Source organism: Streptomyces sp. NPDC039465 (assembly GCF_055639315.1).
This window is the reverse complement of sequence record NZ_JBVKAP010000001.1, coordinates 793,567-816,927: the sequence shown is the minus strand read 5'-3', so window position 1 is coordinate 816,927 and position 23,361 is coordinate 793,567. Positions and strand designations below refer to the sequence as shown.

Below are 23,361 nucleotides of genomic sequence, written 5' to 3'. Positions count from 1 at the left end.
TCATTGTCGGGCACGGGCGGGAGTGTCAGTGGCCCGTGGGATGCTGGAACGCGATGATCCGCAGACAAAGCAAGCAGAATTCGACCGACGATCTTCTCGCCCCCGTCACGCTCGCCGTGGGCCAGGAGGACCTGCTCCTCGACCGTGCCGTCCAGCAGGTGGTGGCGGCCGCCCGGGCCGCCGACGCCGACACGGACGTCCGCGACCTCAGCTCCGAGCAGCTCCAGCCGGGGACCCTCGCGGAGCTGACCAGCCCCTCGCTCTTCGCCGAGCGGAAGGTGCTGGTCGTGCGGAACGCGCAGGACCTCTCCGCCGACACGATCAAGGACGTCAAGGCGTACTTCGACGCGCCGGTCGAGGAGATCTCGCTCGTCCTGCTGCACGCGGGCGGCGCGAAGGGCAAGGGGCTCCTCGACGCGGCCCGCAAGGCGGGCGCGCGGGAGGTGGCCTGCCCGAAGACGACGAAGCCGGCGGAGCGGCTGACGTTCGTCCGGGGCGAGTTCCGGGCCCTGGGCAGGTCGGCGACGCCCGAGGCATGCCAGGCGCTCGTGGACGCGATCGGCAGCGATCTGCGGGAGCTGGCGAGCGCGGTGTCCCAGCTGACCGCGGATGTCGAGGGCACGATCGACGAGGCCGTCGTGGGCCGGTACTACACGGGCCGGGCGGAGGCCTCCAGCTTCAACGTCGCCGACCGCGCCGTGGAGGGCCGGGCCGCGGAGGCCCTGGAGGCCCTGCGCTGGTCCCTCTCCACGGGCGTCGCCCCCGTCCTGATCACCAGCGCCCTGGCCCAGGGCGTCCGCGCGATCGGCAAGCTGTCCTCCGCGCGCGGGGGCCGTCCGGCGGATCTCGCGCGTGAGCTGGGGATGCCGCCCTGGAAGATCGACCGCGTACGCCAGCAGATGCGGGGCTGGACCCCGGACGGGGTCGCCATGGCGCTCCGCGCGATCGCGGAGGCGGACGCGGGGGTGAAGGGCGGCGGCGACGACCCCGAGTACGCCCTGGAGCGCGCGGTCGTGACGGTCGCCCGCGCGGCGCGCCTCCGCCGCTGAGGTCCGCCCCGCGGTAAGGGGGGACAGCTACGGGCCGAAGACCCGGCCCGTACCCCCGCCCCCGATCACGGACCCCGCCCCCGTACGCGTACGGCAGGGCACCCCACCCCCACGCACGCGAAAGCCCCGGCCCTCGTCCTGGGGAAGGACAAGGAACCGGGGCCTGCGCGAAGCTGGTGGGCCGCACCCGCGTGGCGAACGCAGATCGTGTGCGGTCCGGGGTGCCGGACGGGAGCGGAAGAGAGGGCCCGCTGGGTCCCTGCCGGCGATCAAGTCATCCGGTCGTCAGCCACTCACGCGGCCGACCGGAGTACGGCTGAAAGTGCTCAGCCCTGGAGGGAGGCAACCTTCGTCGCCAGCGCCGACTTCTTGTTGGCGGCGGCGTTCTTGTGGATGACACCCTTCGAGACAGCCTTGTCGAGCTGACGAGAGGCGGCGCGAGTGGCCACAGTGGCCTTCTCGAGGTCGCCGGCGGCGACAGCCTCACGGGCCTTGCGGATCGCGGTCTTGAGCGACGACTTGACGGCCTTGTTACGCAGGCGCGCCTTCTCGTTGGTCTTGTTCCGCTTGATCTGGGACTTGATGTTCGCCACGAAAGAGCCTTTGCAGGTTCGATGATCTTTGATCTTGAAGTGCGTCCCGCACTGAGAGGGCACGAGACACAGCTGCCCACGTTACCAGCCCCCGTACGGGCCGCCCAAACCGGGCCCTGGTCCCGGTCCGTGGGACCATGGAACCTACGTATCGATCCGACCATCGCCCCGAGACGAGACCTTGCGTGCCCGCGACTCCTACCAACGTGCCTGAGCCGAGCCGTACCGACCCGGCGCTGATCCGCAATTTCTGCATCATCGCGCACATCGACCACGGCAAGTCCACCCTTGCCGACCGGATGCTCCAGCTGACCGGGGTGGTCGACCAACGGCAGATGCGCGCCCAGTATCTCGACCGGATGGACATCGAGCGCGAGCGTGGCATCACGATCAAGTCCCAGGCCGTGCGTCTTCCGTGGGCGCCCACCGCGGGCCCGGACGTGGGCACCACCCACATCCTGAACATGATCGACACCCCCGGCCACGTCGACTTCACCTACGAGGTCTCCCGGTCCCTGGCGGCCTGCGAGGGCACGATCCTGCTCGTCGACGCCGCCCAGGGCATCGAGGCGCAGACGCTCGCCAACCTCTACCTGGCGATGGAGAACGACCTCACCATCGTCCCGGTGCTCAACAAGATCGACCTGCCCGCCGCGCAGCCGGAGAAGTTCTCCGAGGAGCTCGCCAATCTCATCGGCTGCCAGCCCGAGGACGTGCTCAAGGTCTCCGCGAAGACCGGCGTCGGCGTCGACGTGCTGCTCAACCGGGTGGTCAAGGACGTGCCGGCTCCGGTCGGCGTCAAGGACGCCCCGGCCCGCGCGATGATCTTCGACTCGGTCTACGACTCCTACCGCGGTGTCGTCACCTACGTCCGTGTCGTGGACGGCCAGCTCAACAAGCGCGAGCGCATCCGGATGATGTCCACCGGCGCCACCCACGAGCTGCTGGAGATCGGCACCAACTCCCCGGAGATGCTGCCGGCCGACGGTCTCGGCGTCGGCGAGGTGGGCTACCTCATCACCGGTGTGAAGGACGTCCGCCAGTCCAAGGTCGGTGACACCATCACCACCCTGAGCAAGGGCGCCACCGAGGCCCTGGGCGGCTACAAGGACCCCAAGCCGATGGTGTTCTCCGGCCTCTACCCGCTGGACGGCTCGGACTACCCCGAGCTGCGTGACGCCCTCGACAAGCTCCAGCTCAACGACGCCGCGCTGGTCTACGAGCCGGAGACCTCCGCCGCGCTGGGCTTCGGCTTCCGCGTCGGCTTCCTCGGCCTGCTGCACCTCGACGTCATCCGCGAGCGGCTGGAGCGCGAGTTCGGGCTCGACCTGATCGCCACCGCCCCCAACGTGGTCTACCGCGTGCTCATGGAGGACGGGCGGGAACACACCGTCACCAACCCGAGCGAGTTCCCCGAGGGCAAGATCGCGGACGTGTACGAGCCCGTGGTCCGCGCCACGATCCTCGCCCCGAGCGAGTTCATCGGCGCGATCATGGAGCTCTGCCAGACCCGCCGCGGCACCCTGCTCGGCATGGACTACCTCTCCGAGGACCGGGTCGAGATCCGCTACACCCTCCCGCTCGCCGAGATCGTCTTCGACTTCTTCGACCAGCTGAAGTCCAAGACCCGCGGCTATGCCTCCCTCGACTACGAGCCCACCGGCGAGCAGAGCAGCTCCCTGGTCAAGGTCGACATCCTGCTGCACGGCGACAAGGTCGACGCCTTCTCCGCCATCACCCACAAGGACGCGGCCTACGCGTATGGCGTACGGCTCGTCGCCAAGCTGCGCGAGCTCATCCCGCGGCAGGCGTTCGAGGTGCCCATCCAGGCGGCCATCGGCTCCCGGGTCATCGCCCGCGAGACCATCCGCGCCATCCGCAAGGACGTCCTCGCCAAGTGCTACGGCGGTGACATCTCCCGTAAGCGGAAGCTGCTGGAGAAGCAGAAGGAAGGCAAGAAGCGCATGAAGATGGTCGGCTCCGTGGAGGTCCCGCAGGAGGCCTTCATCGCCGTCCTCTCCAGCGACGACTCGGCCGGCGGCAAGACGAAGAAGTAGCTCCTCGGCCAGTACGTACGCGAAGCGCCCGTTCGGTTCACGGACGGGCGCTTTTGTGTGCCGCGAACACGCACAGGTAACGCACAGTCGTTATGAAGCGGGTATGAACCGCAGGGCCGCAGCCCCTTACGCGGCGGACCACCGCGCTCTAACCTGATCCCGCCCGAGGGTTACTCGCCAGTTAAACAATCATCCCGTCGTGCAGCCCTGCCGCAAGCCCCGGAGGACGTCGTGAGCGACACACTGAACCTGATCGAGAACCGACCGCCCTCCGTGGCGACCCTCTTCCTGGAGCGCGTGGCGAAGACCCCCGACGCGGAGGCCTATCGCTACCCGGTCCCCTCGGCCACCGGCCAGGGGCCCGACGACTGGAAATCGCTCAGCTGGGAACAGGCCGCCGAGCGGGTCTACGCCATCGCGGCCGGCCTGATCGACCTCGGGGTGCGTCCCGAGGAGCGCGTCGCGCTCGCCTCCGCCACCCGCGTCGAGTGGATCCTCGCAGACCTCGGCGTCATGTGCGCCGGCGGCGCCACCACCACGGTCTACCCGCAGACCAACGCCGAGGAGTCCGCCTACATCCTCGCCGACTCCGAGAGCCGGGTCCTGATCGCCGAGGACGCCGCCCAGCTCGCCAAGGCCCGCGAGCGCCGCGCCGACCTGGGCCACCTCGCCCATGTCGTCGTCATCGACCCGAGCGGCATCGAGCAGGGCGCCGAGGACGACCCCGAGGGCTGGGTGCTCAGCCTCGCCGAGCTGGAGGCGCGCGGAAAGGCGTACCTGGAGAAGAACCCCGAGGTGGTCAAGGAGCGCGTCGGGGCCATCACGCCCACCCAGCTCGCCACCCTCATCTACACCTCCGGCACCACGGGCCGCCCCAAGGGCGTACGGCTCCCGCACGACAACTGGTCGTACATGGCCAAGGCGATCGCCGCCACCGGGCTGGTCACCGGCGACGACGTCCAGTACCTCTGGCTGCCCCTCGCCCACGTCTTCGGCAAGGTCCTGACCTCCGGACAGATCGAGGTCGGGCACGTCACCGCCGTCGACGGCCGCGTCGACAAGATCATCGAGAACCTGCCGGTCGTCCAGCCCACCTACATGGCGGCCGTGCCCCGCATCTTCGAGAAGGTCTACAACGGAGTCGCCGCCAAGGCCCGGGCCGGCGGCGCCGCCAAGTACAAGATCTTCCAGTGGGCCGCGGGCGTCGCCCGCGAGTACGCCAAGGTCACCCAGGACAACTTCCGCCGCACGGGCACCGCCTCCGCCCCCTTCGGCCTCAGCGCCAAGCACAAGGTCGCCGACGCGCTCGTCTACAAGAAGCTCCGCGAGGCCTTCGGCGGCCACCTGCGCGCCGCCGTCTCCGGCTCCGCCGCGCTCGCCCCCGAGATCGGCTACTTCTTCTCCGGCGCCGGCATCCACATCCTGGAGGGCTACGGCCTCACCGAGTCCAGCGCCGCCTCCTTCGTCAACCCCGGCGAGGCCTACCGCACCGGCACCGTCGGCAAGCCGCTGCCCGGCACCGAGGTCCGCATCGCCGACGACGGCGAGATCCTGCTGCGCGGCCCCGGCATCATGGAGGGCTACCACGGCCTGCCCGAGAAGACGACCGAGGTCCTGGAGGCCGACGGCTGGTTCCACACCGGCGACATCGGCGAGCTCTCGCCCGACGGCTACCTGCGGATCACCGACCGCAAGAAGGACCTGATCAAGACGTCCGGCGGCAAGTACATCGCCCCCGCCGAGGTCGAGGGCCAGTTCAAGGCCGTCTGCCCGTTCGTCTCCAACATCCTGGTCCACGGCGCCGACCGGAACTTCTGCACCGCCCTGATCGCCCTCGACGAGCCCGCCATCCTCGGCTGGGCCACCGACCACGGCCTCGGCGGCAAGTCCTACGCCGAAGTGGTCGCCTCCCCGCAGACCCAGCGGCTCATCCAGGGGTACGTCGACCGGCTCAACGAAGGCCTGCAGCGCTGGCAGACCATCAAGAAGTTCCGGCTCCTGCCGCGCGACCTCGACATCGAGCACGGCGAGCTGACGCCCAGCCTCAAGCTGAAGCGCCCGGTGGTCGAGCGCACGTACAAGGACCTGATCGACGAGATGTACGCCGGGTCGCGCGAGTCGTAGCGGCACCGGGAACGGGGACGGGCGGGCGCGCCCGTCCCCGTGACCTGTCTTCGCCGAGTTCGATGACTCGGCGCTTATGGGCGGGCTCTGTCTGTCACTCTGTCGGTGTCCACGCGGCGCAACGCCACAGCCGACCAGGAGCAGCACAGTGAGGTCCATTCCCTCGCAGTCCGCGCAACCGTCGCGGCTGATGCACCGGGAGACCGCTCGCCCCGCCGTGTCCTCGGTGGTCCGTACCGGGCTGCCCGGCGATCCGTTCACCCCGGCCGCCGCCCGGCGCTTCGCCCGGGCCGCGCTCGACGAGTGGGCCGACGCCGTGCCCCTCGACGCGACCGTCACCGACGACGCCGTGCTGGTCGTCAGCGAACTCGTCACCAACGCCGTCGTCCACGCCGGCACCGCCGTCGAGCTCGTCGTACGGCTCGCCGAGGCCGCCGAGGACGTGCCCGCGGCCGTGGTCGTCGAGGTCTCCGACCACCACCCGACCCGTACCGTCGCCGGACGCGACCCGGCCGGCACCGCCCACGGCGGCGGCCTGCACCTCGTCGCCGCGGTCTGCGAATGCTGGGGCGTCACCTACCGCCCCGGCCTGAAGACGGTCTGGGCCCGGGTCCCCCTGGACGGCCGCGGACCGGGCCCCCACCACCAGCCCGGCCAGCCCGCCCGGCGGCCTGTCGTCCCCTTCGCCCCGGACCCCGCCGCCGACCGCCCGTACGACGAGGACGACACCGACCGCGACTGGGACGGCCGCAGCGCCCTGTCCTTCCTCGCCGAGTCGTCCGAACTGCTCGCCGGCCAGCTCGACGAGGACATGGTCGCCGCGCTCGCCGGGCAGCTCCTCGTCCCACGCGTCGCCCACTGGTCCGCGTTATGGCTGGACCCCGAAGGCACCGGACCGGGCGCCGGTACGGGCCCCCGCCCCGGCGGCGTCTGGCACATCGACGAGGCCGCCACCGAACGGCTGCGTACGGCCCTCAGCAAGGAAGCGCCCCGGGTCCCCGACCCCACCAGGACCGGGGCCGTCCCCGTCCCCTGGCCGTACGACGCCGACACCGAGACCGGCAGCGCCCTCGCCTACCCGCTCGTCGCGGGCGGCCGCGGACTCGGCACCCTCCTGATCGGACGGCGCGGACCGCACCCCGTCCCCGCCGGCGTCACCACCCTCGTCGAGGACTTCGCCCGCCGCGTCGCCCTCGCCATCGGCGCCGCCCGCCGCTACGCCCGGCAGGCCACCATCAGCCGGGTCCTCCAGCGCGGCCTGCTGCCCAGCCAGGTCGCCAGGATCCCCGGCGTGGACAGCCACGTCGTCTACGAACCGAGCGACGACTCCGTGGCCGGCGGCGACTTCTACGACATCTTTCCCGCGGGCGGCACCGGCGACCGCTGGGGCTTCATGCTCGGCGACGTCCAGGGCAGCGGCCCCGAAGCCGCCGTCGTCACCGGCCTCGCCCGCCCCTGGCTGCGGCTCCTCGCCCGCGAGGAACACCAGGTCGGCGAGGTGCTCGACCGCCTCAACGGCCTCCTCCTCGACGACGCCACGGAGGCCGCCGAGGCCGCCGCCCTGATGGCCGCCGCGGCCGGCGGCCAGGACGTCCCCGACCGGCCCCAGCCCCGCTTCCTGTCCCTGCTGTACGGCGAGATCACCCCGCTGGGCGCGTACGGCGGCGCACACTGCACCGTCGCCTGCGCCGGGCACCCGCTGCCCCTGCTGCTCCGGCCCGACGGGACCGTGCGGCAGGTCGCCGAGCCGCAGATCCTCCTCGGCGTCGTCGGGGACGTCGCCTACGAGAGCCACACCTTCGACCTGGAGCCGGGCGACACCCTGCTCTGCGTCACCGACGGGGTGACCGAGCGGCGCTCCGGCGGCCGGATGTTCGACGACGGCGACGGCCTGGAGCGGGCGCTCGCCGACTGCGCCGGACTGACGGCGGAGCGGACCGCGGACCGGATCCGGCAGGCCGTGCACGCCTTCGGGGACGCGCCCGTCGGCGACGACCTGGCGCTGCTGGTGCTCCAGGCGCGGCGACCGGGCGACGGGTAAGGGTCCGGCGACGGGCGCCTCCTGGGCGGCCTGAACCGGAGAGCGTCGCCGGTGACGGACAATGGGCGGTATGCCTTCCGTACTGCCCGATGGTGAGCCCATGCCCGAGGACGGGGCGCTGCCCGCGTCCGCCCTGGAGGGTGCGGCGTCGCGTCCCCTCGGGTTCTATCTGCACGTGCCGTACTGCGCGACGCGCTGCGGCTACTGCGACTTCAACACCTACACCGCGAGCGAGCTGCGCGGCAGCGGAGGGGTGCTCGCCTCCCGCGACAACTACGCGGGCCAGGTCGTCGAGGAGATCCGGCTCGCCCGCAAGACCCTCGGCGACGACCCCCGGCCCGTGCGGACCGTCTTCGTCGGCGGGGGCACGCCGACGCTGCTCGCCGCCGGCGATCTCGTACGGATGCTGGACGCCGTCCGCGACGAGTTCGGGCTCGCCGACGACGCCGAGGTGACCACGGAGGCGAACCCGGAGTCCGTGAACCCCGCGTATCTGGCGGAGCTGCGGGCGGGCGGCTTCAACCGGATCTCCTTCGGGATGCAGAGCGCGAAGCAGCACGTCCTGAAGATCCTCGACCGGACGCACACCCCCGGTCGGCCAGAGGCCTGCGTCGCCGAGGCGCGCGCGGCCGGCTTCGACCACGTCAACCTGGACCTCATCTACGGCACGCCGGGGGAGTCCGACGACGACTGGCGGGCGTCCCTGGACGCGGCGATCGGCGCGGGCCCGGACCACGTCAGCGCGTACGCCCTGATCGTCGAGGAAGGCACGCAGCTCGCGCGGCGGATCCGGCGCGGGGAGGTGCCGATGACCGACGACGACGTACACGCGGACCGGTACCTGATCGCCGACTCGGTCCTCGCCGAGGCGGGCTACGCGTGGTACGAGGTCTCGAACTGGGCCACCTCGGAGGCCGGCCGCTGCCTGCACAACGAGCTCTACTGGCGCGGCGCGGACTGGTGGGGCGCGGGCCCCGGGGCGCACAGCCACGTCGGCGGCGTGCGCTGGTGGAACGTCAAGCACCCCGGCGCGTACGCGGCGGCGCTGGCGGCGGGGAAGTCGCCCGGCGCGGGCCGCGAGCTCCTGACGGCCGAGGACCGCCGGGTGGAGCGGGTCCTGCTGGAGCTCCGGCTCCGCGAGGGCGTGGAGCTCGCCCTCCTGCGCCCGGCGGGCCTGGCCGCATCCCGCAAGGCCCTCGCGGACGGTCTCCTCGCTCCGGAGCCGTACGAGGCGGGGCGGGCCGTCCTCACCCTGCGGGGGCGGCTGCTGGCGGACGCGGTGGTCCGGGACCTGGTGGACTGACCGAGCCGCCGCGCGCCGCCGCCAACCGGAGGGCGCCGGCTGGTCCTGGCGCACCGGCCGGTCGTGTGCACCGCGAGAGCGAGGGTCGCCGCCCGTCGTGGCGCACCGCCCGAGCGTTGGGCGCCGCCTGGTCCTGGCGCACCGGCCGGTCGTGTGCACCGCCAGAGCGAGGGGCGCCGCCCGTCGTGGGCGTTGTGCCCACCCTCCCCCAGACTTCGTCCGGGGGGACCCCCAGCCCTGCGGAACGTATGCCCACAACGGGGCCGCCGATCCGGGCCCGGGCCTGTGGCACCGCCCCCCGCCACAACGGGGCCTGTGGCGCCCGGCGCCACAACGAGGCCGACGGCCCGGCGTCTGGGCCTGCGGCGCGAAGCTGCCGCCTCGCAGGGGTCCGGGGGCCTCGCCCCCGGACAGTCACCCCCCCCACCAGCCCCCGGCAGGGTTTCGGGAAGGGGCGGGGTGGGGGAGAAACCCCGCCCTCAGCCCCCCGGCGCCGTGACGAAGTCGATCAGCTCCTCCACCCGCCCCAACAGCTCCGGCTCCAGGTCCTTGTAGCTCCGCACCCGCGAGAGAATCCCCCGCCACGCCGCCCCCGTGTTCCCCGGCCACCCCAGGGCCTCGCACACGCCCGTCTTCCAGTCCTGGCCGTGCGGCACCCGGGGCCAGGACGGGATGCCCAGGGACGAGGGCTTCACGGCCTCCCAGACGTCGATGTACGGATGGCCGACGATCAGGACGTCGTCGCCGGAGACCTGGGCCGCGATGCGGGACTCCTTCGAGCCCGGCACCAGGTGGTCCACCAGGACCCCCAGGCGCGCGTCCGGGCCGGGGGCGAAGTCGGCGACGATCGACGGGAGGTCGTCGATGCCCTCCAGGTACTCGACGACCACGCCCTCGATCCGCAGGTCGTCGCCCCAGACCTTCTCCACCAGCTCCGCGTCGTGCCGGCCCTCCACATAGATGCGGCCCGCACGGGCGACACGCGCGCGTGCCCCCGGGACCGCGATCGAACCGGAGGCCGTACGGGCCGGGCGCGCCGGCGCCGCCGCCCCCGTCGGGCGGACCAGCGTGACGACCTTGCCCTCCAGCAGGAATCCGCGCGGTTCCATCGGGAACACCCGCTGCTTGCCGAACCGGTCCTCCAGGGTCACCGTCGGACCCTGCGCCGTCTTCTCCGTACGGATGACCGCGCCGCAGAAGCCCGTCCCCACCTCCTCCACCACCAGATCGACCTCGGCGGACACTTCGGGAACGGCCGACGGCCTCTTCCAAGGGGGCGTCAGATCAGGGCTGTAGCTGCGCATTTCGCCGACGCTACGACACCGCGAAGCGCCTCGCCAGCTCATCGCGCTGCGCCCGTACGAACGCCGCGTCGACGACCGCGCCGTGCCCGGGGACGTACACCGCCTCCTCGCCGCCCAGGGAGAGCAGGCGGTCCAGGGCGGCCGGCCAGCGCGACGGGATCGCGTCCGGGCCCGCCTGGGGCTCGCCCGACTCCTCCACCAGGTCACCGCAGAAGACGACCTCAGGGGAGCCGGGGACCAGCAGCGCCAGATCGTGGCCCGTGTGTCCGGGGCCGACGTTCGCCAGCAGGACCTGGCGGCCGCCCAGGTCCAGCGTCCACTCGCCCGACACCACGTGGTGCGGCGCCACCAGGACGCCCGTCGCCTCCGCCGCCTCTGCGGCGTCGAGACCCTGGCGTACCGCGTCCAGGCGCAGCGCGTCCCGCTCCCGGCCCCGCAGCAGCGTGTCCATGCCGACCGCGCCGTACACCTCCACCCCCGAGAACGCGGCCGTCCCCAGGACATGATCGAAGTGGGGGTGCCCCAGTGCGATGTGCGTCACTTTCCGGCCGGTCATCGCCTGCACCTGCGCGCGCAGCTCGGCGCCCTCCCTGAGGGACGAGCCCGTGTCGTACAGCAGCACCGCGGCGTCGCCGACGACCAGTCCGACCGTCGCGTCCCAGACCGGGAGGCGCCTGCGGCCCACCCCGTGGGCGATCCGCTCCCACCCGAACTCTTCCCAACTGACGTCCATACCGAGACGCTATCGGCAACGACCAGCACCGTCGCGTGATTTCCGCGCGCCACCCTGACCGGTCGGACGTGCCGCCGGTCTCCTTGCCAGGAGCGCCGCCCCCCGCCGTACACTGACCGGGGGATGCTGGCACTCGGACAGGGTGAGTGCCAGGCGAACGACTGGAACGACCGGAAACCGCAGCTGGAGGTGAGCGCGATGCTCAGCGAACGCAGACTCGAAGTGCTCCGCGCCATCGTCCAGGACTATGTCGGTACCGAGGAGCCCGTCGGCTCCAAGGCGCTCACCGAGCGCCACGCCCTGGGCGTCTCCCCGGCCACGGTCCGCAACGACATGGCCGTCCTGGAGGACGAGGGATACATCGCCCAGCCGCACACCAGCGCCGGGCGGATCCCCACCGACAAGGGCTACCGCCTCTTCGTCGACAGGCTCGCGGGCGTCAAGCCGCTGTCGACGCCCGAGCGCCGGGCGATCCACAACTTCCTCGACGGCGCCGTCGACCTCGACGACGTCGTCGGACGCACGGTCCGGCTGCTCGCGCAGCTGACCCGGCAGGTCGCGGTGGTGCAGTACCCCTCGCTGACCCGCTCGACCGTGCGGCACGTGGAACTCCTCTCGCTCGCCCCCGCCCGGCTGATGCTCGTCCTGATCACCGACACGGGACGGGTCGAGCAGCGCATGATCGACTGCCCGGCCCCGTTCGGCGAGACCTCTCTCGCCGATCTGCGGGCCCGGCTCAACAGCAGGGTCGTCGGCCGCCGCTTCGCGGACGTGCCGCAGCTGGTGCAGGACCTGCCCGAGTCCTTCGAGACGGAGGACCGCGGTACGGTCTCGGCCGTGCTGGCCACCCTGCTGGAAACCCTCGTCGAGGAGCACGAGGAGCGGCTGATGATCGGCGGCACCGCCAATCTCACCCGCTTCGGACACGACTTCCCGCTGACGATCCGGCCCGTGCTGGAGGCGTTGGAGGAGCAGGTCGTCCTGCTGAAGCTGCTCGGCGAGGCCAAGGACTCGGGCATGACCGTACGGATCGGGCACGAGAACGCCCATGAGGGCCTCACGTCCACGTCCGTCGTCGCGGTCGGCTACGGTTCGGGCGACGAGGCAGTCGCCAAACTCGGCGTGGTCGGACCGACCCGCATGGACTACCCCGGAACGATGGGAGCGGTACGCGCAGTGGCACGTTACGTCGGACAGATCCTGGCGGAGTCGTAAGTGGCCACGGACTACTACGCCGTACTCGGCGTACGCCGCGACGCATCGCAGGACGAGATCAAGAAGGCGTTCCGGCGCCTCGCCCGCGAGCTTCACCCGGACGTGAATCCGGACCCGAAGACGCAGGAGCGGTTCAAGGAGATCAACGCCGCGTACGAGGTCCTCTCGGACCCGCAGAAGAAGCAGGTCTACGACCTCGGCGGGGACCCGCTCTCCGCGTCCGGCGGTGCCGGTGGCGCCGCGGGCGGCTTCGGGGCCGGTGGCTTCGGCAACTTCTCCGACATCATGGACGCCTTCTTCGGCACGGCGTCGCAGCGCGGGCCGCGCTCGCGTACGCGCCGCGGCCAGGACGCCATGATCCGCCTGGAGATCGAGCTCAACGAGGCGGCCTTCGGCACGACGAAGGACATCCAGGTCGACACGGCCGTCGTCTGTACGACCTGCTCCGGCGAGGGCGCGGCGCCCGGTACGTCGGCGCAGACGTGTGACATGTGCCGCGGCCGCGGCGAGGTGTCCCAGGTCACCCGGTCCTTCCTGGGCCAGGTCATGACCTCCCGCCCCTGCCCCCAGTGCCAGGGCTTCGGCACGGTCGTGCCGACCCCGTGCCCCGAGTGCGCGGGCGACGGGCGCGTGCGCTCCCGCCGGACCCTCACGGTCAAGATCCCGGCCGGTGTCGACAACGGCACCCGTATCCAGCTCGCAGGCGAGGGCGAGGTCGGCCCGGGCGGCGGCCCCGCCGGCGACCTGTACGTCGAGATCCACGAGCTGCCGCACTCGGTCTTCCAGCGGCGCGGCGACGATCTCCACTGCACGGTCACGATCCCGATGACGGCGGGCGCGCTCGGCACGAAGGTGCCGCTGGAGACCCTGGACGGCGTCGAGGAGGTCGACATCCGGCCCGGTACGCAGTCGGGCCAGTCGATCCCGCTGCACGGCCGCGGCGTCACGCACCTACGCGGCAACGGGCGCGGCGACCTCATCGTCCACGTCGAGGTCATGACGCCGTCGAAGCTCGACCCCGAGCAGGAGCGGCTGCTGCGGGAGCTGGCGAAGCTGCGCGGCGAGGAACGGCCGATGGGCCAGTTCCAGCCGGGCCAGCAGGGCCTGTTCTCGCGCTTGAAGGATGCGTTCAACGGGCGGTAGCGCGCCCGGCCGGGGGTCCGGGGGTCGTCCCCCGGGTCAGCACGGTCAGCCGGGGCGGCAGGGCCTGTTCTCGCGCTTGAAGGATGCGTTCAACGGGCGGTAGCCCTACCCGCTCCTCCTACGGCCCCGCCGTCCGGTCCGCCCGGGCGGCGGGGTTCGTCGTGCCGGGTGATGCGGGGGCTGTCGGTCCGGCGTGACACCATGCCTGCATGTCCTCCGCACTGAACGATCTCTGTCGTCATCCGATCGTGCAGGCCCCCATGGCGGGTGGCGCTTCCGGTCCGCAGCTCGCGGCCGCCGTCTCCGAGGCCGGCGGGCTCGGTTTTCTCGCCGCCGGGTACAAGACCGCCGACGGCATGTACCAGGAGATCAAGCAGGTCCGCGGGCTGACCGGTCAGCCGTTCGGGGTCAACCTCTTCATGCCGCAGGCCGGCCAGGCCGACGCCTCCGCCGTCGACGTGTACCGGCATCAGCTCGCGGGCGAGGCCTCCTGGTACGAGACGCCGCTCGGCGACCCCGACTCCGGCCGCGACGACGGGTACGACGCCAAGCTGGCCATCCTCGTCGAGGACCCTGTCCCCGTCGTGTCGTTCACCTTCGGCTGCCCGACCCGGGAGACCCTCGACGCCCTCGCTCGCGTGGGCACGTACACCGTCGTCACCGTCACCAGCCCCGAGGAGGCCCAGGCGGCCCACTGGGCCGGGGCGGACGCCGTCTGCGTGCAGGGCGTGGAGGCCGGCGGCCACCAGGGCACCCACCGCGACGACCCCGCCAGCGACCGCGCGGGCGTCGGCCTGCTGTCTCTGGTCGCGCAGGTCCGCGAGACCGTCTCCATGCCGGTCATCGCGGCCGGCGGCCTCATGCGCGGCGGGCAGATCGCCGGGATCCTCGCCGCAGGGGCGGACGCTGCCCAGCTCGGCACCGCGTTCCTGGTGTGCCCCGAGTCCGGCGCGCACGCCCTGCACAAGCAGGCCATGACCAACCCGCTGTTCACCCGCACGGAGCTGACCCGCGCGTTCTCCGGGCGCCCGGCGCGCGGCCTGGTCAACCGGTTCATGCGCGAGCACGGACCGTACGCCCCCGCCGCCTACCCCGAGGTGCACCACCTCACCTCCCCCCTGCGCAAGGCCGCCGCGACCGCGGGCGATCCCCAGGGCATGGCCCTGTGGGCCGGCCAGGGCCACCGGATGGCCCGCGAACTGCCCGCCGCCCAGCTCGTCGACGTCCTGGTGGCCGAACTCCACGCCGCCCGCGCCGCGCTGACCCCGAGGAACGCGTCATGACCGCCCCCGTCTTCGTCGTCGACACCGTCCCCGCGCCGGGAGGCACGTTCCTCCTGGACGGTCCCGAGGGCCGCCACGCCGTCTCCGTGAAGCGCCTGCGCGCGGGCGAGGAGCTCGTCCTGACCGACGGGCGGGGGCACTGGGCGCCGTGCGCGGTCCTCTCCGCCGAGGGGAAGGACCAGCTGACCGTCGAGGTCACGGCGGCGTACGAGGACCCGGAGCCCACGCCCCGTATCACCGTCGTCCAGGCCCTGCCCAAGGGCGACCGCGGCGAACTGGCCGTCGAGATCATGACGGAGACCGGCGTCGACGCGATTGTGCCGTGGGCCGCCGCCCGCTGCATCACGCAGTGGAAGGGCGACCGGGGCGCCAAGTCCCTCGCGAAATGGCGGGCCACCGCGCGCGAGGCGGGCAAGCAGTCGCGCCGGACCCGCTTCCCCGAGGTCGCGGACGCGATGACGACCAAGCAGGTCGCCGCGCTCCTCGCCACGGCGGACTTCGCGGCGGTGCTGCACGAGGACCGGAACCACAAGAGCGACGCGCTGGCCACCGCCGAACTCCCCACCGAGGGCGACATCGTGCTCGTCGTCGGCCCGGAGGGGGGCGTGTCCCCGGAGGAGCTGGCCGCCTTCGGCGAGGCGGGCGCGCGGCCGTACCGCTTGGGCCCCAGCGTCCTGCGTACCTCCACGGCCGGCACGGCGGCGACGGCGCTCCTCCTCGGCCGCACGGGCCGCTGGAGCTGACGACCAGGTCTAGGACACGGTCGGGGCCGCAGTCGCGGCCGCGGTCGCGTCCGTGGCCAGGAGCGCCCAGCCGTCCGTCTCGGTCACGCCGTGGGCGGTGGGCAGCACGCCATGGTCCGTCGCCGCGTCCACGAGGCGGCGGACCACGCCCGGTTCGTGGAGGTTCAGCTCGTGGCCGGTGGCATCCTGGATCACGCCACTCGGGCCGATGCCGTCGGGTACGAGCCGGCCGGCACCGCCCCGGAACACCAGCCGCAGCTGGGCGTGGCGCGCGTCAGCGCGGCGCAGGGTCAGCACTTCGCGGCAGTCGGGGTAGCGGGGGCGGCCCGGGGTGTCGGGGACCGTGTGCATATGGCCGACCGACCACAGCCAGACCGTCTCGCCCACGACCAGCCTGCGCGGTACGCGTTCACGTCTCATCGGCCCCACCCTAGGCGCCCGTTCGCGACCCGATGACATGATTTTCGGCGGCCCTCCATAGGGTGTCCGCATGTCCGACGAGTCCCCCCTGATCCGGAGCCTGCGCGCGGCGGTGGCCGCCGCGCCCGACGACGTACCCCTGCGGCTGCACTTCGCCGAACTCCTGCTCGCCGAGGGCAGGAACGACGAGGCCGTCACCGAGGCGGCCGTCACGCTCCAGCACGCGCCGGGCGACGAGGCGGCGCGGGCGCTGATGGCACGGGCGATGGGCCTGCCGCAGCCCCCGGCCCCTCCGGCTCCCCAGCCGCCCCCCGCCCCCGCGCCCGAGCCCCCCGCGCTTGAGCGCCCCGCGCTTGAGCGCCCCGCGCTTGAGCCCCCTGCGCCCGAGCGCCCCGCCGACGCGCCGGCCACCGCAGCCGCCGAACCCCCCGCCACGGCACCCGGCTTCGACTGGAACGCCGCCGAGCAGGAGGTCGGCGACGTCGTCGGACCGCGGTTCGTCGAACCGCCGCTGGCCGCCGACGGAAGCGGCGACCCGGGCGACGCGAACGCCTGGGACGTCGACGCCCCCGGCGCCGTACGCCTCGCCGACGTCGGCGGCATGTACGAGGTCAAGGAACGCCTGGAGGCCGCCTTCCTCGCGCCCATGCGCAACCCCGAACTGCGCAAGCTGTACGGCAAGTCACTGCGCGGCGGCCTCCTCCTCTACGGCCCGCCCGGCTGCGGCAAGACCTTCATCGCGCGTGCCGTCGCCGGCGAACTCGGCGCGAACTTCATGTCGATCTCGCTCTCCGACATCCTCGACATGTGGATCGGCAACTCCGAGAAGAACATCCACGACATCTTCGAGACCGCCCGCCGCCAAGCCCCATGCGTCGTCTTCCTCGACGAGCTCGACGCCCTCGGCGCCAAGCGCAGCCGCACCCACCACAGCGGGCTGCGCAATGTCGTCAACCAGCTCCTCACCGAGCTCGACGGCATCAACAGCACCGCCAACGAAGGCGTGTTCGTCCTCGCCGCCACCAACGTCCCCTGGGACGTGGACATCGCGCTGCGCCGCCCCGGCCGGCTCGATCGCACTCTGCTCGTGCTGCCCCCGGACGCCGCCGCCCGCGAGGCGATCCTCCGCTACCACCTGCGCGAACGCCCCATCGAAGCCGTCGACCTGGGCAAACTCGTCAAGGCCACCGAGGACTTCTCCGGCGCCGACCTCGCCCATCTCTGCGAGAGCGCCGCCGAGTCCGCGCTCCTCGACTCCGCCCGCACCGGCACCGTACGGATGATCGGCATGAAGGACCTGCTCGGCGCGGCCAAGCAGATCCGGCCTTCCACCGAGCCGTGGTTCGCCTCCGCCCGCAACGTCGCCATGTTCGCCAACGACGGCGGCATGTACGACGACCTCCTCGCCTACCTGAAGAAGAAGCGCAAACTGTGAGCACCGCATCCCCTCTGACCGAACAGGCCCGCGTGCTCTACTACGCCGAGCGGTACGAGCAGGCGATGGAACTGCTCGCCCGGCAGGTCGCGAGCGACCCCGACGACGCCGAGGCGCTGCTTCTGCTCGCCCAGTGCCAGCAGTTCAGCAAGCGGCACGAGGAGGCCCTGCGCACCGCCGAGGCGGTCATCAGCCTGACCCCCGAACGGTCCCACGCGCACTACATACGCGCCTGCGCGCTGCGCAGCTCCGGAAACTATCCCGCCGCGGAAGCGGGGATGCGCGACACCCTGCGTCTCAACCCGGACCACTGGGCGGCCCACGCCGACCGCGGCGAGATGCTGGCCACCGTCGGGCGGATCGAGGAGGCCCTCCAGGAGGGCCTGGAAGCCGTCCGGATCGCGCCCGACGAGACCAAGGCCTGGCACGCGCTGTGGAAGGTCGCCGCCTTCAACCAGCGGCGGGACCTGTGTGACGAGGCGCGCCGCCAGATGCTCCGCATCGACCCGACGGATGGGTTCGGCGTCCTCCTCACCGCGGAGAAGGTGGTCGCCCAGCCCGGCACCAGCGCCGCCCAGGCCGCCACGACCTACGCCGATGCGCTCTCCGTCGCGCCCGACCAGCCCGGCCTGCGCTCGCACCTCGACGGGGCCGTCTACCGGATGCTGCGTGGCACCCGCTGGCTGGCCCTGCTCTGCCTCCTCATGGCCGCCGTCACCGTCGACGTCTTCCCGACCGGCGACGAGGCGAAGGAGCTCCCCGTGCCCTGGGGGACCCGGCTGTGGGCGATGTGCCTGATGGCCGCCGTCTGGGGCTTCGGGGCCTGGCGCCGCTACCGCAAGATGCGCGCCGGCGCCCGGCTGACCGTGCGCTCCCTGGTCCGACGGAAGTTCTGGGCGCGGGTCGTCCTCGGCCAGGCGGCCTGGGCCGCCCTGTGCGCGCTGCTGATCATCCTCGTGCCGTGGACCGAACGCGGCGTGCCGCAGTGGCTCTTCTGGCTGGGACTCGCACCAAACCTGCTCAGCATCACCCACGACCGCGACAAGGTGCTGTGAGCGCGGCCCTGGAACGCGCCGACGCCCTCTACGACGTCGGCCGCCCCGAACAGGCCGCCGCGCTGCTCGCCGACCATCTGGCCACCGAACCGGACGACGCGGCCGCGCTGGTCCTCCTCGCCCGCTGCCGCCTCCGGCTGAAGGACGCGCCCGGCGCGCTGACCACCGTCGACCAGGCCCTGCACGCCGACCCCGAGCGGGTGTCGGCCTGGCTGGTCCGTACGGACGTCCTGCTCGCCCTGCGCGCCCACGGGCAGGCCGAGCAGACCGCGTACCGTGCCGTCCAGCTCGCCCCGCACCACTGGGGCAGCCATCTCGCGCTCGGCACCGCCATCGACCGCGGCGGGGTACGGGCGCGGCGCCCGCAGGCGTACGAGGCGGCCCGCACGGCGGTCACCCTGGCGCCGGAGGAGGACGCGGCGCACTTCCTCGTCGGGATCACCGCCCAGCGGATGGGTGACCTCAAGACCGCGCAGCGCGCCTACGAGACCGCGCTGCGGCTCAACCCGGACAGCAGCGAGGCCCACAACAACCTCTCCCTGATCCACATGCGGCGGCGCTGGCGGCCCGGGTCGTGGACCCGGGCCGCCGAGGGGTTCGTCGAGTCCGCGGCGCTCGACCTGGAGGACCGCAAGGCCCGCTACAACCTGGAGACCATGGCCTGGGGGACGGCGGCGGGCGCCCGCTGGGTGGCTCTGGCCGGCTTCGTCACGGCGATCGTGGGCTCGGCACCGCTGCGGAGGGGCTCCGACGGGTCGGCGGCGCTGATCACCGAGGCGGTGGGCGCGGTGGTCCTGGCCGGCCTGTGGGCGGCCTGGGCGCTGTGGATGCTGCGCCGGGTGCCGCCCCGGCTGCGCCGCCCGATGCTGCTGGTGGCGCGCCGCTGCCGCCCGGCCCTCGCCATGGCCGTGGCGGTCGCCCTGCTGGGCCTGCACTCGCTCCTGGCCGTCGCGCTGCCGACGCTGAGCGCGAGCGTGATCGGCCCCCTGGGCGCGCTGCTGTTCTGGGCGGTCGTGATCACGTACTGGGCCAGCCGCGCGGCCCTGAACCGCCGGGCCCGGAAGCCCTGAGAGGCCCGCGCCCGCCGCGACCTCCGTGGCCGGCCCGCGCGGCGCCCGCCCGCCGCCACCCCCGCCCCCACCGGCCGCCACCGCCCCGGGCGGCTAGCATGCACCCGTAACTGACTGATCGTCGGAGACTCGGAGACGAGGAGGGCCAGGCCATGGCCGGAGAGCCGCAGAGCGACTGCCTGTTCTGCAAGATCGTGGCGGGGGACGTACCCGCGACCGTCGTCCGGGAGACCGCGACCACCGTCGCCTTCCGCGACATCAACCCGCAGGCGCCCAGCCACGTCCTCGTCATCCCCCGGGTCCACTACCCGGACGGGGCCTCGCTCGCCGCCGCCGAGCCGCAGATCGCCGCGGACATACTGCGGGAGGCCGGGGAGGTCGCCGCGCAGGAGAAGACCGACGGCACCGGCTACCGCGTCGTCTTCAACACCGGCACCGGCGCCGGGCAGACCGTCTTCCACGCGCACGCCCACGTCCTCGGCGGCCGTGGTCTCAACTGGCCGCCCGGATAATGTCCGTACGCGAACTCGTCGTCCTCGGCACCGCCAGCCAGGTCCCCACCCGCCACCGCAACCACAACGGCTATCTGCTGCGCTGGGACGGTCAGGGCATCCTCTTCGACCCCGGGGAGGGCACGCAGCGGCAGATGCTGCGTGCCGGGGTCGCCGCCCACGACATCGACCGGATCTGCGTCACGCACTTCCACGGCGACCACTCCCTCGGTCTCGCCGGGGTCGTCCAGCGCATCAACCTCGACCAGGTCCCGCACCCCGTCACCGCCCACTACCCGGCCAGCGGGCAGCGGTTCTTCGATCGGCTGCGGTACGCCACCGCCTACCGCGAGACCGTCGACCTGATCCAGGCCCCGGTCGCCGCCGACGGCCCCCTCGCGGTCACCGAGGCGTACACCCTCGACGCCCACAAGCTGTCGCACCCCGTCGAGTCGTACGGCTACCGGCTGACCGAGCCCGACCGGCGCCGCATGCTGCCGGAGAAGCTCGCCGAGTACGGCATCACCGGCCCGGACGTCGGCCGGATCCAGCGCGAGGGGACGCTCGACGGAGTCGGCCTCGACCAGGTCAGCGAGGTCCGCCGCGGACAGCGCTTCGCGTTCGTCATGGACACCCGGCTCTGCGACGGCGTGCACACCCTCGCCGACGGCGCCGACATGCTGGTCATCGAGTCGACCTTCCTCGACGAGGACGTCCGGCTCGCCACCGACCACGGCCATCTGACCGCCGGCCAGGCCGCGGCCGCCGCCCGTGACGCGGGGGTACGCCACCTCGTGCTGACCCACTTCTCGCAGCGCTACAGCGACCCCGACCTGTTCGAGCGGCAGGCCCGCGACGCCGGGTTCGACGGCGAACTCACCATCGCCCAGGACCTGATCCGAGTCCCTCTACCCAAGCGGTAGACCAAGAGCGGTAGAACCCCAGGCCGAAGAACCCCGAGCGTGAGAAAGTCACCATGCCCCTGCCCAAGGCCGAACTGCACGTCCACATCGAAGGCACCCTCGAACCCGAGCTCGCCTTCGCCCTCGCCTCCCGCAACGGCGTCCGGCTGCCGTACGCCGACACCGACGAGCTGCGCCGGGCGTACGACTTCAGCGATCTGCAGTCCTTTCTGGACCTGTACTACGCACTGATGAACGCCCTGCACACGGTCGACGACTTCGCCGAGCTCGCCGAGGCCTATCTGGCCCGCGCCGCCGAGCAGGGCGTACGCCACGCCGAGATCTTCTTCGACCCGCAGGCGCACACCGCCCGCGGTGTCTCCCTCGGCACGGTCGTCGAGGGCCTGGCCCGCGCGCTGGACCACAGCGAGGAGCGGCACGGCATCTCCACCCGGCTCATCATGTGCTTCCTGCGCGACCTGCCCGCCGCCTCCGCGCTGGCCACCCTTGAGGACGCGAAGCCGTATCTGCACCGGATCTCCGCCGTCGGCCTCGACTCGGCCGAGGCCGGGCACCCGCCGTCGGACTTCCGCGAGGTGTACGCGGCGGCCGAGGCGCTCGGGCTGCGCAAGGTCGCCCACGCGGGGGAGGAGGGCCCGCCGGCCTACATCCGCGAGGCCCTCGACGTCCTCGGGGTCGAGCGCATCGACCACGGCCTGCGGGCCATGGAGGACCCGGAGCTGGTGGCCCGGCTGGCACGGGAGCGGGTGCCGCTGACGGTGTGCCCGCTGTCGAACGTACGGCTGCGGGCCGTGGACACCCTGGCCGACCACCCCCTGCCGGCCATGATGGCGGCCGGCCTGCTGGTCACCGTCAACTCCGACGACCCCGCCTACTTCGGCGGCTACGTCGGGGACACCTTCGACGCCGTACGGGACGTGCTGGGCCTCGGCCCGGAGCGGCTGCGGGAGCTCGCCCGCAACTCCTTCGAGGCGTCCTTCCTCGACGACGACGTGGAGCGCAGGGCGCGCTACCTCGCCGAGGTGGAGGCGTACGCCTTCGACTGACGGGAGCCCGTCCGGCGCGCCCCCGACGAGAGACGGAAGGCGCGGCGGGCCGGGACCGGTACGTCGATCTCGGCGACCTCCTGCTCGGGGGCGCCCATCTGCGGGAGGAGTCCGCCCGCCGCGGCCGCCGTGCCGGCCGTCCCGGCCAGCACCGCCGCCGGGGCGCCACCGCGGCGGCGGACCGAGCCGGGCACCAGCGGGCGGCCCGAGGTGTGCAGGGCGACCACCGTCATCGGGGCCGCGACGAGCAGCAGCAGCGCGGCCAGGACCGTACCCATGCCGGGGTAGCCGGCCGCCTCCGACAGGACACTGCCGGTGACCGGGCCGCACGCCACCCCCAGCGAGGACGCCGAGCCCACCCAGACCGCCCAGCGGCCGCGCGGATCCAGGGAGGCCGCGAGGCCGATCAGATACGACAGGACCACCGGGTAGAAGGTGTTCCAGAGGATCTCTCCGGTGGCGAAGGCGGGCAGGTTCCCGGCGCGGGAACTCAACGCCACACAGGCGGCGATGACGACCGTGCCCGCCCCGATCGGCACGGCCCGGCCAAGGCGCGCGCCCAGCGCCCCGGCCGCCGTCGCCCCGGCCAGCCCGGCGCCCAGCGCCACCGCGAAGACCGCGCCGACCGTCACCTCCGAAAGACCGGCCTGGGTCAGCCCGATCCGGCCGCTGACCCCCCACAGGGCGTTCTGCGCCAGGGACCACACCAGGATCGCGGCGGCGAGCACGGTTCCGGACCGCAGGTGCGGCACGCGGCCCGTGGGGGCCGTCGCGGCCACGGTCCGGGACGGACCGGGCAGCCGGCCGGTCACCGTCCACACCACCGCGGCGACCAGCGCGATCGAGGCGAACGGCAGCGCGTGGCCGCCGCCCAGGCGCGGAATGGTCAGATAGAGCGCGCCCGCCGTCGCCGACAGCGACAGCAGCCCGAGCGCCGAGGCCCGGTGCGGATCGCGCTGGGCGGCGATCCCGGCCGCGGCGACCGCCGTGGCCGTACCGGAGCCGAACCCGCCCACGGTCGCGCCGGCGACGACGAGCGGTACGTACGAGACCAGCGCGGCGCAGCCGTAGCCGCCGACGGCCAGCCCGAGGCCGAGCCGTGCCAGCCGGCGCGGCCCGTACCGCTCCACGCGCGCGGCGAGCGTGAATCCGGCGGCGGAGGAGGCGAGCAGCAGGGCCGAGCCCACCAGACCGGCCTGCGCGGGGGCCAGCCCGAGGCCGGCGGAGAGCCGGCCGACGACGGTGGGCAGGAGATACGCGGCGAGGTAGCCGGCGGTGAAGAGGGCGACGAGGGGCCACGGGGCGCGACGGCGCGACGGCATGGGCGTTCCAG

The 23,361-nt window shown here is 72.9% G+C and carries 20 protein-coding genes; 15 read left to right on the top strand and 5 right to left on the bottom strand.

Annotated features, from left to right (window positions below; translation table 11 throughout):
• Nucleotides 1-53: 53 nt before the first annotated feature.
• The gene (holA, locus tag ACZ7LT_RS03815; RefSeq protein WP_471233755.1) at nt 54-1,049 is read left to right on the top strand and encodes a DNA polymerase III subunit delta; all 996 of its coding nucleotides are present in this window, start codon (nt 54-56) and stop codon (nt 1,047-1,049) included.
• A gap of 326 nt (nt 1,050-1,375) precedes the next feature.
• On the opposite strand, the gene rpsT is transcribed toward holA, so the two are convergent.
• Nucleotides 1,376-1,642 carry a 30S ribosomal protein S20 gene (gene rpsT, locus ACZ7LT_RS03810; RefSeq protein ID WP_188270270.1) on the bottom strand — a complete coding sequence of 89 codons (267 nt, stop codon included), beginning with the start codon at nt 1,640-1,642 and terminating at the stop codon, nt 1,376-1,378.
• A gap of 185 nt (nt 1,643-1,827) precedes the next feature.
• On the opposite strand from rpsT, the gene lepA reads away from it, so the two are divergent.
• The 4 genes from lepA to hemW all read left to right on the top strand — a co-directional run bounded on the left by lepA (nt 1,828) and on the right by hemW (nt 9,167).
• Complete coding sequence (gene lepA / locus ACZ7LT_RS03805; protein WP_471233753.1) at nt 1,828-3,699, top strand: translation elongation factor 4; 1,872 nt, start codon at nt 1,828-1,830, stop codon at nt 3,697-3,699.
• Nucleotides 3,700-3,930: 231 nt separating this feature from the next.
• Nucleotides 3,931-5,823, top strand: a complete 1,893-nt coding sequence (locus tag ACZ7LT_RS03800) for an AMP-dependent synthetase/ligase (RefSeq protein WP_471233750.1) — start codon at nt 3,931-3,933, stop codon at nt 5,821-5,823.
• Nucleotides 5,824-6,013: 190 nt separating this feature from the next.
• Nucleotides 6,014-7,864 carry a SpoIIE family protein phosphatase gene (locus ACZ7LT_RS03795; RefSeq protein WP_471234780.1) on the top strand — a complete coding sequence of 617 codons (1,851 nt, stop codon included), beginning with the start codon at nt 6,014-6,016 and terminating at the stop codon, nt 7,862-7,864.
• A 61-nt stretch (nt 7,865-7,925) separates the two neighbouring features.
• The gene (gene hemW, locus ACZ7LT_RS03790) at nt 7,926-9,167 is read left to right on the top strand and encodes a radical SAM family heme chaperone HemW (protein WP_471233748.1); all 1,242 of its coding nucleotides are present in this window, start codon (nt 7,926-7,928) and stop codon (nt 9,165-9,167) included.
• Nucleotides 9,168-9,646: 479 nt separating this feature from the next.
• Here the strand turns inward: hemW and ACZ7LT_RS03785 are convergent, their stop codons facing one another.
• On the bottom strand, nt 9,647-10,471 hold the full coding sequence (locus ACZ7LT_RS03785) for a DUF3097 domain-containing protein (RefSeq protein ID WP_471233746.1): 825 nt from the start codon (nt 10,469-10,471) through the stop codon (nt 9,647-9,649).
• 10 nt (nt 10,472-10,481) lie between these two features.
• Entirely contained in the window at nt 10,482-11,204 is a 723-nt protein-coding gene (locus ACZ7LT_RS03780) for an MBL fold metallo-hydrolase (RefSeq protein ID WP_471233743.1), read from the bottom strand.
• Nucleotides 11,205-11,402: 198 nt separating this feature from the next.
• Between ACZ7LT_RS03780 and hrcA the strand changes: the two genes are divergently transcribed.
• The 4 genes from hrcA to ACZ7LT_RS03760 all read left to right on the top strand — a co-directional run bounded on the left by hrcA (nt 11,403) and on the right by ACZ7LT_RS03760 (nt 15,588).
• Nucleotides 11,403-12,419 (top strand): heat-inducible transcriptional repressor HrcA, encoded by a 1,017-nt coding sequence (gene hrcA / locus ACZ7LT_RS03775; RefSeq protein ID WP_028797511.1) that lies wholly within the window; start codon nt 11,403-11,405, stop codon nt 12,417-12,419.
• The gene (gene dnaJ / locus ACZ7LT_RS03770; RefSeq protein WP_471233740.1) at nt 12,420-13,562 is read left to right on the top strand and encodes a molecular chaperone DnaJ; all 1,143 of its coding nucleotides are present in this window, start codon (nt 12,420-12,422) and stop codon (nt 13,560-13,562) included. It begins immediately after the preceding gene.
• A gap of 209 nt (nt 13,563-13,771) precedes the next feature.
• The gene (locus tag ACZ7LT_RS03765) at nt 13,772-14,845 is read left to right on the top strand and encodes a nitronate monooxygenase (protein ID WP_471233736.1); all 1,074 of its coding nucleotides are present in this window, start codon (nt 13,772-13,774) and stop codon (nt 14,843-14,845) included.
• Nucleotides 14,842-15,588: a 16S rRNA (uracil(1498)-N(3))-methyltransferase gene (locus ACZ7LT_RS03760; RefSeq protein ID WP_471233734.1), complete on the top strand. Its 747-nt coding sequence runs from the start codon at nt 14,842-14,844 to the stop codon at nt 15,586-15,588. Before ACZ7LT_RS03765 ends, ACZ7LT_RS03760 begins: the two co-directional genes overlap by 4 nt.
• 9 nt (nt 15,589-15,597) lie before the next feature.
• On the opposite strand, the gene ACZ7LT_RS03755 is transcribed toward ACZ7LT_RS03760, so the two are convergent.
• Complete coding sequence (locus ACZ7LT_RS03755; protein WP_471233732.1) at nt 15,598-16,008, bottom strand: hypothetical protein; 411 nt, start codon at nt 16,006-16,008, stop codon at nt 15,598-15,600.
• A gap of 70 nt (nt 16,009-16,078) precedes the next feature.
• Between ACZ7LT_RS03755 and ACZ7LT_RS03750 the strand changes: the two genes are divergently transcribed.
• The 6 genes from ACZ7LT_RS03750 to ACZ7LT_RS03725 all read left to right on the top strand — a co-directional run bounded on the left by ACZ7LT_RS03750 (nt 16,079) and on the right by ACZ7LT_RS03725 (nt 22,028).
• Entirely contained in the window at nt 16,079-17,443 is a 1,365-nt protein-coding gene (locus ACZ7LT_RS03750) for an ATP-binding protein (protein ID WP_471233729.1), read from the top strand.
• A complete protein-coding gene (locus ACZ7LT_RS03745) occupies nt 17,440-18,498 on the top strand; it encodes a tetratricopeptide repeat protein (RefSeq protein WP_471233725.1) in 1,059 nt (352 codons plus the stop codon). Before ACZ7LT_RS03750 ends, ACZ7LT_RS03745 begins: the two co-directional genes overlap by 4 nt.
• Complete coding sequence (locus ACZ7LT_RS03740) at nt 18,495-19,568, top strand: tetratricopeptide repeat protein (protein ID WP_471233722.1); 1,074 nt, start codon at nt 18,495-18,497, stop codon at nt 19,566-19,568. Before ACZ7LT_RS03745 ends, ACZ7LT_RS03740 begins: the two co-directional genes overlap by 4 nt.
• Before the next feature lie 152 nt (nt 19,569-19,720).
• On the top strand, nt 19,721-20,080 hold the full coding sequence (locus tag ACZ7LT_RS03735) for a histidine triad nucleotide-binding protein (protein ID WP_471233720.1): 360 nt from the start codon (nt 19,721-19,723) through the stop codon (nt 20,078-20,080).
• Nucleotides 20,080-20,982, top strand: coding sequence for a ribonuclease Z (locus tag ACZ7LT_RS03730; protein ID WP_471233716.1), 903 nt, complete (start codon nt 20,080-20,082; stop codon nt 20,980-20,982). The genes ACZ7LT_RS03735 and ACZ7LT_RS03730 overlap by 1 nt, the downstream gene beginning before the upstream one ends.
• A gap of 53 nt (nt 20,983-21,035) precedes the next feature.
• Complete coding sequence (locus tag ACZ7LT_RS03725; RefSeq protein ID WP_471233713.1) at nt 21,036-22,028, top strand: adenosine deaminase; 993 nt, start codon at nt 21,036-21,038, stop codon at nt 22,026-22,028.
• Here the strand turns inward: ACZ7LT_RS03725 and ACZ7LT_RS03720 are convergent.
• Nucleotides 21,992-23,350 carry an MFS transporter gene (locus tag ACZ7LT_RS03720; RefSeq protein ID WP_471233712.1) on the bottom strand — a complete coding sequence of 453 codons (1,359 nt, stop codon included), beginning with the start codon at nt 23,348-23,350 and terminating at the stop codon, nt 21,992-21,994. The genes ACZ7LT_RS03725 and ACZ7LT_RS03720 overlap by 37 nt on opposite strands.
• Between the last annotated feature and the right edge of the window lie 11 nt (nt 23,351-23,361).

Coding starts and splice junctions, on each gene's coding strand:
- holA (WP_471233755.1), top strand. CDS start 54: ATGATCCGCAGACAAAGCAAGCAGAATTCGACCGACGATCTTCTCGCC.
- ACZ7LT_RS03795 (WP_471234780.1), top strand. CDS start 6,014: ATGCACCGGGAGACCGCTCGCCCCGCCGTGTCCTCGGTGGTCCGTACC.
- hemW (WP_471233748.1), top strand. CDS start 7,926: ATGGGCGGTATGCCTTCCGTACTGCCCGATGGTGAGCCCATGCCCGAG.
- ACZ7LT_RS03785 (WP_471233746.1), bottom strand. CDS start 10,471: ATGCGCAGCTACAGCCCTGATCTGACGCCCCCTTGGAAGAGGCCGTCG.
- ACZ7LT_RS03780 (WP_471233743.1), bottom strand. CDS start 11,204: ATGGACGTCAGTTGGGAAGAGTTCGGGTGGGAGCGGATCGCCCACGGG.
- hrcA (WP_028797511.1), top strand. CDS start 11,403: ATGCTCAGCGAACGCAGACTCGAAGTGCTCCGCGCCATCGTCCAGGAC.
- ACZ7LT_RS03765 (WP_471233736.1), top strand. CDS start 13,772: ATGTCCTCCGCACTGAACGATCTCTGTCGTCATCCGATCGTGCAGGCC.
- ACZ7LT_RS03760 (WP_471233734.1), top strand. CDS start 14,842: ATGACCGCCCCCGTCTTCGTCGTCGACACCGTCCCCGCGCCGGGAGGC.
- ACZ7LT_RS03755 (WP_471233732.1), bottom strand. CDS start 16,008: ATGAGACGTGAACGCGTACCGCGCAGGCTGGTCGTGGGCGAGACGGTC.
- ACZ7LT_RS03750 (WP_471233729.1), top strand. CDS start 16,079: ATGTCCGACGAGTCCCCCCTGATCCGGAGCCTGCGCGCGGCGGTGGCC.
- ACZ7LT_RS03735 (WP_471233720.1), top strand. CDS start 19,721: ATGGCCGGAGAGCCGCAGAGCGACTGCCTGTTCTGCAAGATCGTGGCG.
- ACZ7LT_RS03730 (WP_471233716.1), top strand. CDS start 20,080: ATGTCCGTACGCGAACTCGTCGTCCTCGGCACCGCCAGCCAGGTCCCC.
- ACZ7LT_RS03725 (WP_471233713.1), top strand. CDS start 21,036: ATGCCCCTGCCCAAGGCCGAACTGCACGTCCACATCGAAGGCACCCTC.
- ACZ7LT_RS03720 (WP_471233712.1), bottom strand. CDS start 23,350: ATGCCGTCGCGCCGTCGCGCCCCGTGGCCCCTCGTCGCCCTCTTCACC.